Annotated in this window: 11 protein-coding genes; 8 read left to right on the top strand and 3 right to left on the bottom strand. The window is 37.9% G+C overall.

The genetic code is table 11. The annotated features are described in order from the left end of the window. Positions 1-247 (top strand): hypothetical protein (locus V7D82_RS12590; RefSeq protein ID WP_333601324.1); only part of this gene is annotated, 247 nt, incomplete at its 5' end. Between the two features lie 46 nt (positions 248-293). Here V7D82_RS12590 and V7D82_RS12585 read toward each other — a convergent pair. Next, complete coding sequence (locus V7D82_RS12585; protein WP_333601323.1) at positions 294-662, bottom strand: cupin domain-containing protein; 369 nt, start codon at positions 660-662, stop codon at positions 294-296. Between the two features lie 796 nt (positions 663-1,458). Here V7D82_RS12585 and V7D82_RS12580 point away from each other — a divergent pair. The 5 genes from V7D82_RS12580 to V7D82_RS12560 all read left to right on the top strand — a co-directional run bounded on the left by V7D82_RS12580 (position 1,459) and on the right by V7D82_RS12560 (position 4,628). Continuing rightward, on the top strand, positions 1,459-1,809 hold the full coding sequence (locus tag V7D82_RS12580; RefSeq protein ID WP_333601322.1) for a hypothetical protein: 351 nt from the start codon (positions 1,459-1,461) through the stop codon (positions 1,807-1,809). A 169-nt stretch (positions 1,810-1,978) separates the two neighbouring features. Then, the gene (locus V7D82_RS12575; RefSeq protein ID WP_333601321.1) at positions 1,979-2,653 is read left to right on the top strand and encodes a hypothetical protein; all 675 of its coding nucleotides are present in this window, start codon (positions 1,979-1,981) and stop codon (positions 2,651-2,653) included. Positions 2,654-2,823: 170 nt separating this feature from the next. Continuing rightward, the gene (locus V7D82_RS12570; RefSeq protein WP_333601320.1) at positions 2,824-3,330 is read left to right on the top strand and encodes a hypothetical protein; all 507 of its coding nucleotides are present in this window, start codon (positions 2,824-2,826) and stop codon (positions 3,328-3,330) included. A gap of 117 nt (positions 3,331-3,447) precedes the next feature. Then, positions 3,448-4,068, top strand: a complete 621-nt coding sequence (locus V7D82_RS12565; protein WP_333601319.1) for a dihydrofolate reductase family protein — start codon at positions 3,448-3,450, stop codon at positions 4,066-4,068. Between the two features lie 167 nt (positions 4,069-4,235). Then, on the top strand, positions 4,236-4,628 hold the full coding sequence (locus V7D82_RS12560) for an energy transducer TonB (protein WP_333601318.1): 393 nt from the start codon (positions 4,236-4,238) through the stop codon (positions 4,626-4,628). A gap of 70 nt (positions 4,629-4,698) precedes the next feature. Here V7D82_RS12560 and V7D82_RS12555 read toward each other — a convergent pair whose 3' ends face one another. Next, complete coding sequence (locus tag V7D82_RS12555; protein WP_333601317.1) at positions 4,699-7,326, bottom strand: valine--tRNA ligase; 2,628 nt, start codon at positions 7,324-7,326, stop codon at positions 4,699-4,701. Between the two features lie 280 nt (positions 7,327-7,606). Between V7D82_RS12555 and V7D82_RS12550 the strand changes: the two genes are divergently transcribed. Further along, complete coding sequence (locus V7D82_RS12550) at positions 7,607-8,041, top strand: DUF1573 domain-containing protein (RefSeq protein ID WP_333601316.1); 435 nt, start codon at positions 7,607-7,609, stop codon at positions 8,039-8,041. A gap of 31 nt (positions 8,042-8,072) precedes the next feature. Here V7D82_RS12550 and V7D82_RS12545 read toward each other — a convergent pair whose 3' ends face one another. Further along, the gene (locus V7D82_RS12545; protein WP_333601315.1) at positions 8,073-9,329 is read right to left on the bottom strand and encodes a PDZ domain-containing protein; all 1,257 of its coding nucleotides are present in this window, start codon (positions 9,327-9,329) and stop codon (positions 8,073-8,075) included. A gap of 200 nt (positions 9,330-9,529) precedes the next feature. Here V7D82_RS12545 and V7D82_RS12540 point away from each other — a divergent pair, with 200 nt between their 5' ends. Next, positions 9,530-10,723: a pyridoxal phosphate-dependent aminotransferase gene (locus V7D82_RS12540; protein ID WP_333601314.1), complete on the top strand. Its 1,194-nt coding sequence runs from the start codon at positions 9,530-9,532 to the stop codon at positions 10,721-10,723. The last annotated feature ends 91 nt before the right edge of the window (positions 10,724-10,814 follow it).

Genomic DNA, 10,814 nt, shown 5'->3' with positions numbered 1-10,814 from the left:
CGGACTTTACGAACTAACGGCTGTTGTTGGCCCATGGGGACTTCTTTTTATAAGTTTACTCCACAAAAAGATACGAATGCTGCTAAAACAAAAAACAACCCTCTACATGGGGCTATTTTTACTGATTGTATTGCTACATGCTTTGTTGTCAAATGAACTGGCCCGAATGTTTTACTTAGCGGCACCCATTACTGCCGTTTGGTTGGCCCTAATTACAGATGAAATTGTAGAGACTTTCCCTAAATAACTAAAAAAAGCCCCGACACTCCGGGACTTTTATAGTTAAACTACCTTTATTTTATTTCGGTAATAATCAGTTTTATGGTAGTCTTTCCTATGTTTTTGGCCATGTGGGTTACTGCCGGCATAAAAACAGCATCGCCAGCTTTTATATCAATGGTATTGGCCGGTTTATCTTTATCGGTGATTTCGATTTTGCCGCCTGCTAAAGCATAAATAACATGGTTAGGATGGCTGTGCCATGGGATTACATCATTGGGCGCCATTTCAAACTGTATGACTCTGACGCTCTCATTGTCAATCAGTACTTTTTTATAATTTTTCGGAGCAATAGTCACGGGATCCTGCGCGTGGAGCTGCATACTAAACAGTACCAAAAATACGCTAAGCAGTTTGATGGAATTTTTAATTATTGTTTTCATTTTTTCTGTTTTTAAAAAGGTGGCACGTTCAACAGGCCATGCTATACCGCCTGCCAACGATTAAAATTAGTTACGAAAATGATGCCTACTCTTATGGCTCTTGGTAAGTCCTTATTTTTGAGTAGCGGTGAAAAGTTAATGCTATGAGAGTTTCAAAATATGCCTACCGACTACCCGGTAGTTTGCCATCGTAGCTATGTTCGTTCCGATGGGAACACAGCTTCACAGTATCCAAAAAGTCAGTAGGGTTTATAAGTCCGATAAGGAGCCGATGGTAAAAATAAGACCGCTAATTTACAAAATATAGCCGAGAAATGAATACCCACTACCCTACTAATTTGTTGTGAATGAGTCGTTTTACAGGCTTTCGGTACCGTTCCGCTGTTCCTAAGACCCTTTCCGCATTCCCTAAGAAGCGTTCCGCGTTTCCTAAGGTCTCTTCCGCCGTTCCTTTGGTGCGTTCCGCTGTTCCTATGACCCTTTCCGCATTCCCTAAGGTCTCTTCCGCCGTTCCTATGACCTTTTCCGCCTTATCTAAGGTGTGTTCCGCCGTTCCTTTAGTGCGTTCCGCTGTTCCTATGGTTCGTTCCGCGTTTCCTTTGAAGCATTCCGCCGGCGGAAGAGTCCTTAGGGAATGCGGAAAGGACTAAAGAGGTAGCGGAAAGGGTCGTAGGAATGGCGGAAGAGATTAAAATGTGAGAAAATATGATGGAAATTATTTATATTTGAGAGATATAAATGCTGCTTGGTTGTTTATATATACTAGTTAGCGGCAAGGCTCAAACACTTCTTTCTAATGAAATATTTTTATAGATTACAAATATCTTTTTCACCGAATAAAGAAACTTTAAGTTCTCTTAATTCAATTCTTGGAATAGAATATTTAACAGAAGATGAAAATCCTTCAGAATGGTGGTATAAAGTTGAACAAAATGAATCAGATGAATATTTTGATTTTATTAATCAATTTTTAAATATTCTTGAAACTAAATATTCTGACTTGGAAAAACTGAATATTAAACGCGACGATATTACTATTTGGATGATTTACGAATATGATGACCAATGCAATATGGCATTTGATCCACAGAGACTCAAAAGAATTGGAGAAAATGGAATAACACTTTGTATAAGTTGTTATGGATAGTAAATATAAAAGCCCAGCCGCTAACAGCGGTTTGTTGCGACAACGGAGCTTGGGCTTCTCGATACATTTTGAGCTTTGCTCAAAACACTCGAAGTGACGGAACGTAATACTAAAATCAATGCCGCTGCTATACGTTGCGGAACGTTATATAACATTATTAGAAAACACCATGAAAAACATATTTATCGTAACATTAATGTCTATCATTTTTCTTATCAGTTGTAAGAAAGAAAATCATAACATTAAGTTTAGCGAAATTAATTTGATAGATGATTCTACAAACAAATTATTTGCCGACAAAGTAGACTCATTAACAGAAGCTGAATTTTCTCCGCTTTATATTGGTGAAATAAGCCCGGAAATTAAACTTTCATACAGGAATAACCAGACCGTTAAAAAAACAGAAAATAGGGATAAATATAAATTCCCAAAAACAAACTCAATTAAACTATTTATAGATACAACTAAGATTATAGGAATTCCATTAGGCTTTTATGAGGCACCCAAATCAGGTAAAAGAAATAACAAAATAGCTTATCCAGTATTTATTAAAAGTACTAACAAGGACACTGTAAATATAGGATATGATGTGTTTCTACCCATTATTACGGAAGCCAAAGACAGAGCTGGAAATTGGAGAGCAATACAAAAGAAGTTCACTTTTGATTGTGGAAATGGAATTCAAAATTTTTATTGCGCACCTAATCAAATAGTGATAAGTTCAATGAAAAAATTCAAAGGAAACTTCAAAACAAAGCTTAGATTAAAATTTGAATATTGGGGTGGAAAAAGTTATTCGAATGAGATTGAAGGTGAAATAAATGAAAGTCAATTTAACAACTAAAAACATCATATAGCAGCCGTTTGCAGCAACCACGGGGCTTGGGCTTCTCGATACATTTTGAGCTTTGCTCAAAACACTCGAAGTGAAGGAACATAATAGTAAAATCAATGCCGCTGCTATACGTTGCGGAACGTTAACAGAAAGTTTATTAAATCCATCTAAAAGAAAATATGAATTTCAAGCGAGTAAAAGTGTATCACTATTTCTGGATTGTATCAGTAATAATCTTGATAATCGGTTTCTTTAAAAACGATTCAACAGAAAATAGCACATTAGACATTAATGTTCACGACACGTATTTTGTAATGGCAAATCTGGATGCTACTTTAATATTAAGCATCGGTTATTTTCTTCTTGGATTTGGTTATTGGTTTGTTCAAAAAAAACTGGAAAAGAGCTTAATAAAATATTTGACTTTAATTCATTCCATAATCTTGATTGGTGGATTTATAACTTATTGGTTAGTTGTTGGCTATAACAAATTATTTGCCGAAAAACCTTTCCCGTTGTTTGATAGTTACCAAGTTATAAATCAAACTTTATTAATTCTATTTTTACTAATTATAACAATTGCACAACCAATTTATTTTATAAATTTATCGGGGTTTTCAGAAAAAAAAAGACTACTGTTAACAGCCATTTATAATAACCACGTTGGGCTTCTCGATACATTTTGAGCTTTGCTCAAAACACTCGAAGTGACGGAACTAATTGCAGCTACTATAAGTCGCGAAAGGTTGGCAGACATTGTAAACGAAAGTTTCAACAACTAAGAAATAGTTAAAAAGTAAAATATGAGCAAAATAATCTTTGACAGCGGAATATCTCTTGATGGTTTTTTCGCAGGAGATAACAGAGGCCCAAAAAACCCTATGGGTGGGGTTTCTGGTCAAATTCATTCGTGGATGTTTAATCAAAAAGCGTTCTGGGAATACTTAGGGTTCGAAGGTGGCAAAGAAGATGGCCCTGATGGGAAATTTATTAGAGAGACCATTGAACGAACAGGTGCATTCATTATGGGAAAACGTATGTTTGAGGAAGGCGAAGCCAGTTGGCCCAATGACTTATACAAAGCTGACGTTTATGTAGTAACACACGAAAAGCGAGAACCTTGGGTTCAGGAAGGCACGACAACTTTTTACTTCATAAATGATGGAATAGAAAGTGCCTTGGACAAAGCAAGACAATCCGCAAAAGGAAAGGACATAAGAATACAAGGTGGTGCAAACACTATCCAACAATTTCTAAATGCAGGACTGGTTGACGAATTTTTTATTCACATTGCGCCTGTTTTTTTAGGAAGCGGTATCCGGTTATTTGACGGTATTGACAAAGACAAATATGACTTACAAATCGTAGAAGTGATACCGTCAGACTTGACAACTCATTTGAGATACACACTGACGAAGAAATAGTAACAACAGCCCGAAAACAATCGTTTGTAGCAACCAAGTGGCTTGGGCTTCTCGATACATTTTGAGCTTTGCTCAAAACACCCGAAGTGACGGAACTTACTACTAAAATCATTGCAGAGCAGCACGTTGTACAACATGACCAGCTATCTGATAGAAATAAAATTACCATGAAAAAAATAATTGCAGGACTCGTGCTGTTTTATTCGATTACCAGTTTTTCCCAAAGTGTTGAAAAAAAAGAAGACAACAACATTTACAACTTAGCCGGACTTGATGTTAAACCCGAATTCCCGGGCGGATTAGATAAATTAAAGGCTTTGGTAAATGAAAGCTATCTAAAAGCCGGATTTCAATCAGAGGTAAAAGGAAAAGTATATTCGATATTTGTCATCGAAAAAGATGGCTCGCTTAGTGATGTGAAAATTCTGCGCGGTGTGGATGCTGTTAAAGCCAAAGAACTAATCCGAATACTTAAAAGCCTACCTCCATGGAATCCCGGAAAACAGAACGGTCAAATTGTTAGAGTACTCTATGCCCTTCCACTGGTAATTGGTAGCTAACCATTGGCGCACAACAGCAGTCACTCCTATCTTAATACATAAAAAGTCCCGATGGCTCGGGACTTTCTTGTTATTGTAAACTTGTTAAACTCTGCTCTATTGTGGCAATTTTTGCCAAAGCATCGGCTTCTTTTTTGCGTTCGTTATCAATGACTTGAGGCGGAGCACCGGCTACGAATTTCTCGTTGGCCAACTTGCCTTGTACACTGCGAAGGAATCCTTGGGTGTATTTCAACTCTTCGGTAAGCTTAGCTATTTCGGCTGCAATATCAATATTGCCCGAAACCGGTATGAAGTACTCGTTAGCGTTTACTCGGTAAGTCAATGCGCCGTCAATCTTATCCGTGATGTATTCTAACGAAGTGATATTCCCCAGTTTCATGATTACGCTATCAAAGTAAGTGCTTACTTTTTCGTTGTTGATAGCTTTCAAATCTACCGCATCTTTCATCGCAATGTTCTTGTCTTTACGAATGGTTCTCACTCCGGCAATTACTTCGGCGGCAAAATCAAAATCGGTAATTAGTTTGGCATCAAAAGAAGTCATCACTGGATATTCGGCAATGATTAGCGCTTGCTCCGGAGTTCTTTCGGCAATGTGTTGCCAAATTTCCTCTGTCAAAAACGGCATAAACGGATGCAGTAATTTCAAATTAGCTTCCAACATTGCAATGGCTTTGTTGAAGGTTGCGCGGTCAATCGGTTGTTGGTAGGCCGGCTTAATCATTTCCAGGAACCACGAACAGAAATCATCCCAAACCAATTTGTAAATGCTCATCAAAGCATCCGACAAACGGTATTTCTCGAAATGGTCTTCAATTTCCAATAAGGTTTGTTGCAACTTGGCTTCATACCACTCAATGGCGACTTTAGAACTTTCGGGTTGGGCGATATCAGCCACTTCCCAGCCTTTGATTAATCGGAAGGCATTCCATATTTTGTTGGCAAACGCTTTCCCGTTATTGCACAATTCTTCATCAAACATAATGTCATTTCCGGCAGAAGCGCTCAACAGCAATCCTACTCTCACGCCATCGGCACCAAATTTTTCAATCAGTTCCAATGGTTCCGGAGAGTTTCCTAACGACTTTGACATTTTGCGGCGTTGTTTGTCGCGAACCAATCCGGTAAGATATACATTGGTAAATGGTTTTTTGCCCGTGTACTCGTAACCTGCAATAATCATACGCGCCACCCAGAAGAACAAAATATCCGGTCCGGTTACCAAGTCATTCGTTGGGTAATAGTATTTAAAATCTTCATTTTCCGGATCCAACATACCGCCAAACACGGCTATTGGCCATAACCATGAAGAGAACCAAGTATCTAAAGCATCGGCATCCTGAGTTAAGTCAGCTTGTGTTAATTGGTCATTCTTCGTGGCAATTTTAGCTAAAGCTAAAGCTTCTTCTTTGGTTTCTGCTACTACAAAATCTTCTTTGCCATCGCCGTAGTAGTAAGCCGGAATTTGTTGTCCCCACCACAATTGGCGCGAGATATTCCAATCGCGAATGTTTTCTAACCAGTGACGGTACGTATTATCAAAACGCGACGGATATAATTTTACTTCTTTGGTTTCTAAAACCGCTTTTATAGCTGGCTTTACCAAATCTTCCATGCGCAGGAACCATTGGTCAGACAAACGCGGCTCGATAACGGCTTTGGTTCTTTCCGAAGTTCCTACTTTGTTGATGTGGTTTTCTACTTTTTCTAAAGCATTGATATCGTCTAATTCTTTGGCAATTTCTTCGCGTACCACAAAACGGTCTTTGCCTTGATAGTGCAAACCAAAACTATTCAAAGTCGCATCATCATTGAAGATGTCGATAATTTCCAAGTTGTGTTTTTCACCTAACGCTTTATCATTAATGTCGTGTGCCGGCGTTACTTTTAAGCAACCGGTACCAAATTCCATATCCACATACTCATCAAAAATGATGGGGATGAAACGGTTGCAAATCGGTACAATGGCTTGCTTTCCTTTTAGGTGTTGGTAACGTTCATCATCGGGGTGGATACAAATAGCAGTATCGCCCAAAATCGTTTCCGGACGTGTGGTAGCAATGGTCACAAACTCATTACTGCCCACGATTTGGTATTTCAGATGGTATAGTTTTCCTTGGCGTTCTTCGTAAATCACTTCTTCGTCGGACAAAGTCGTTTTAGCTTCCGGATCCCAGTTGACCATGCGGTACCCGCGATAGATTTGGCCTTTGTTGTATAAATCGACAAACGATTTGATAACTGAGGCAGACATATCAGGGTCCATGGTGAACTTAGTTCGATCCCAGTCGCAAGAGCAACCCAATTGTTTTAGTTGCTCCAAAATCGTTCCTCCGTATTTATTGGTCCAATCCCAAGCGTGTTTTAGGAATTCCTCACGCGTTAGGTCATTTTTGTTGATGCCTTCACTTTTCAATTTTGCCACCACCTTTGCCTCAGTGGCAATAGAAGCATGATCCGTTCCCGGAACCCAGCAGGCATTGAATCCTTTCAATCTTGCACGACGGATTAGTACATCCTGAATCGTGTTGTTCAGCATGTGTCCCATGTGCAGCACTCCAGTCACATTGGGTGGCGGAATGGTAATGGTATAAGGCGTTCTATGGTCGGGTTTGGAATGAAAATAGTTGTTTTTCATCCAGTAGTCGTACCATTTTTTTTCTACTTCTTGGGCATTGAATTGTGCTGGAATCATATATAGATAATTCGTTGATTTGTTACTTTGGTAATTCGTTTACAAATGGGCAATACCTTACTCCTCTAGCCCCGATGGTAGTAGCTACCTTGTAGCTCGGACAGCGGGAGAATGGAATACTGATACACACGGACCATTCGCTCCAAACTATTGTGGTATGCTTTTTGTAATTTGATTTGCAAAAGTAATTAATAAGTACTTTAGAAAAAATTAAGAATTAAATTTTTGTGCATTAATTTAAACGAGTTAAATTTACGAACCAAAGATAACATTTTGACCTATGAAAAAATATTTACTTATGACGGCTATCCTTGTGAATGCTGCAATTTTTGCCCAAAGCGGTGCCAAAATTGAGTTTAAGGATAAAGACAATACGATAGATTATGGTACGGTAAATAAAGAGGATGACAGTGGTCTTCGAACTTTTGTGTTTACCAATACGGGCGATGCGCCGTTGATTATTACCAATGTGCAATCGACTTGCGGTTGTACGGTACCATCCAAGCCAACTGAACCGATTTTACCAGGGAAAACAGGGAAAATTGATGTGAAATACAACATGCACACCGGACCGATTAGAAAAACCATTACGGTAGAAAGTAATGCCGTGAATGTGGATGAAGGTCGGGTAGCTCTGAAAATTAAAGGAGAAGTAGTAGAAAAACCGGTAGTGAATTTACTGGAAAAAAAGAAAACCAGTCCGATGCAAAATTAACAAAAAAGCCCCGAAATTCGGGGCTTTTTTGTTATAGAATGCTTTTGAGTTGGAAGCTGTAACTATAGGTTTTATTGTTTCGTTCTATTTCGATTTCTATGGTTTTACCCTCTTCGGATTTGAGTAAGCCATTGATTCTTTCTATGGTTAGGTCATGCGCATTCTTCCCATTTATTTTAAGGATTTTATCGCCTTTTTTCAATCCTGCTTTTTCGGCATTGGAATTAACCCTGACGCTGGCAATACTGAAAATTGGTTTAAGTTCAAAACGGATTTGTAAACTATTCTGAATCCTTTCATCATTCGTACTTGAATACACTTTAATACCTTGTCTAACATCTTCAACCGTTTCTTTTGTCCATTCCAATCCGGCATGTTCCACTTCTATTCCGCTCATATTGAAATTGAAGGGTTCGTTTAGTTTATCGTTTGGACTAGTATAAACCAAATGATTTTTATAATCAAAAACTACTTTAAACCTGGATAAAACTTCACCTCCGATAGAACCAACTCTTTTGGAAACAAAATTGGCGCTTTTGATAGAAGTCGAATCCGGAAACGTTGCAATAGGCTTATTAAAGGTATTATTCCCAAAACTGAAACTAGCAATACGACCCCGGATTCCGAAAATTTCGCCGCTAAACCCTCTTCCCAAAAAATCATGGATGTAGTAATCCGGTTTTATGATGGCTTGTGTTTTATTCAAAAAGATCCAAAGCGCATCGCTATTACCCGTATCGAGCAGTAATTTGGAGGAAACTGTGTTGTCATTTTGGGTGATTCTCGAAATGAAATAAGGTTTGCTATCTTCTATGGAAATACTGTCTTTAAAGAACCTTCGGTTTAGTTGTTTGATTATTTTTTTATTGCTATCGGCATAAACAGTTACTTTTTTGTTCTCATAATCAATCGCGACTTTGTGATTTTTAAAAAAATGATAGCCAATAATTCCGTTGACAGGAATTCCCACTTGAGACGAAAAATTAAATTCCTGATCGAGTACCAAATATATTTCATGATCCAAATCGGTATAACCATTGGCATCTAGTTTGTTTTTAGAAGACTTATATGCATCGACCGCTTCATTACTTCCCAGTCCTTTGAGTTTTAGCTTTTCGATATGAAAAAATTTGATTTGTTCTTTATCATCCAAACTGAAAAGAATGGTTTCTTCCACTCCGGTATCCAGCAAAAAAGTAAGCTCTTCACCGTTGACTTTTATGGGAATGAAAATTAAATTGTTGATGAGTTTAAAAGGGATGACCACTTTTTTTTTAGCTTTATCCATTTGAAATTCTGATTGGCAAAAAACGGAAGAGATGGAAAACAGCAAGAAATAAAAAACAAATGGTAGCCGCATCGTGTTTGATTTTTGATAAATTTAATAAAAATACAAACTCTCATTGCATTTATATCGATTTATAATGCAAAAAATGAATTGTTTTCAAACTAAAAATGTCGCAAATTTGCATCTCAAAATTATAAGTCATGCCAAAAATATCATCCAAAGGGCAACACATGCCGGAATCGCCTATCAGAAAATTGGTTCCTTATGCCGAAATTGCCAAGAAAAAAGGGAATAAAGTATACCATCTAAACATTGGTCAACCTGATATCAAAACCCCGGAAGTAGCTTTAAATGCTGTTAAAAATGCCAATATCAAAGTATTAGAATACAGTCATTCGGCCGGTTTTGAGAGTTATAGAACTAAACTTTCAGCTTACTACAAATCGCATGGTTTACCTATTGATGTTGCCGATATCATCATCACAACCGGTGGTTCTGAAGCGTTACTTTTCGCCATGGGAAGCACCATGGATGTAGATGATGAAATCATTATTCCGGAACCGTTTTATGCCAATTACAATGGGTTTTCTACTGCTTCGGGAGTAAAAGTTGTTCCGGTAATTTCAACTATTGACGAAGGTTTTGCCTTGCCTCCTATTGCTGCTTTTGAAAAGTTAATTACGCCAAAAACCAAAGCCATTTTGATATGCAATCCCGGAAATCCAACGGGTTATCTGTATTCTAAAGAAGAAATATTACAGCTAGCTGAAATCGTGAAAAAGCACGATTTATTCCTAATTGCTGACGAAGTGTACAGAGAGTTTATTTATGACGGCGAAAAACACTTCTCGGTTATGAATGTTCCCGGATTGGAAGAGAATGCCATTATGATTGATTCTGTTTCCAAAAGATATAGTATGTGTGGCGCCCGAATTGGTTGTATTGTGTCAAAGAATAAAGAATTGATGGCAACGGCTATGAAATTTGCCCAAGCAAGATTAAGTCCGCCAACTTATGCACAGATTGCCAGCGAAGCGGCTTTGGATACACCTCAAAGTTATTTTGATGATGTTATCTCAGAATACAAAGAAAGAAGAGATACTTTGATTGCCGAATTACAAAAAATTGAAGGTGTTAAAGTTGCCACGCCAAAAGGTGCTTTTTATTGCATTGCCCAATTACCAGTAAAAAATGCAGATGATTTTGCCCAATGGCTTTTGGAATCTTATGACAATAATAAAGAAACTGTAATGGTAGCTCCGGCTGCCGGGTTTTATTCTACGCCAAATGTTGGTTTAGATGAAGTTCGGATTGCTTATGTTTTAAAGAAAGATGATTTAATACGCTCTGTAGCGATATTAAAAGATGCTTTGACTGTTTATAATAAAAGATAAATCCAGAAAGAGAAAAGCTACTCAAATTGAGTGGCTTTTTTATTTTTAGAAGCGGAACTCCGTACAGCATTACACTCCTCCTCCCGCTATC

Source organism: Flavobacterium sp., from assembly GCF_036741995.1.
GTDB lineage: Bacteria > Bacteroidota > Bacteroidia > Flavobacteriales > Flavobacteriaceae > Flavobacterium.
Note: the sequence above shows the minus strand (reverse complement) of the source record. Positions and strands in the feature narration are given on the sequence as shown.

Bases quoted from the DNA above. Each gene is read 5' to 3' on its own strand.
- V7D82_RS12585 (WP_333601323.1), bottom strand. From the start codon at position 662: ATGAAAACAATAATTAAAAATTCCATCAAACTGCTTAGCGTATTTTTG.
- V7D82_RS12580 (WP_333601322.1), top strand. From the start codon at position 1,459: ATGAAATATTTTTATAGATTACAAATATCTTTTTCACCGAATAAAGAA.
- V7D82_RS12575 (WP_333601321.1), top strand. From the start codon at position 1,979: ATGAAAAACATATTTATCGTAACATTAATGTCTATCATTTTTCTTATC.
- V7D82_RS12570 (WP_333601320.1), top strand. From the start codon at position 2,824: ATGAATTTCAAGCGAGTAAAAGTGTATCACTATTTCTGGATTGTATCA.
- V7D82_RS12565 (WP_333601319.1), top strand. From the start codon at position 3,448: ATGAGCAAAATAATCTTTGACAGCGGAATATCTCTTGATGGTTTTTTC.
- V7D82_RS12560 (WP_333601318.1), top strand. From the start codon at position 4,236: ATGAAAAAAATAATTGCAGGACTCGTGCTGTTTTATTCGATTACCAGT.
- V7D82_RS12555 (WP_333601317.1), bottom strand. From the start codon at position 7,326: ATGATTCCAGCACAATTCAATGCCCAAGAAGTAGAAAAAAAATGGTAC.
- V7D82_RS12550 (WP_333601316.1), top strand. From the start codon at position 7,607: ATGAAAAAATATTTACTTATGACGGCTATCCTTGTGAATGCTGCAATT.
- V7D82_RS12545 (WP_333601315.1), bottom strand. From the start codon at position 9,329: ATGGATAAAGCTAAAAAAAAAGTGGTCATCCCTTTTAAACTCATCAAC.
- V7D82_RS12540 (WP_333601314.1), top strand. From the start codon at position 9,530: ATGCCAAAAATATCATCCAAAGGGCAACACATGCCGGAATCGCCTATC.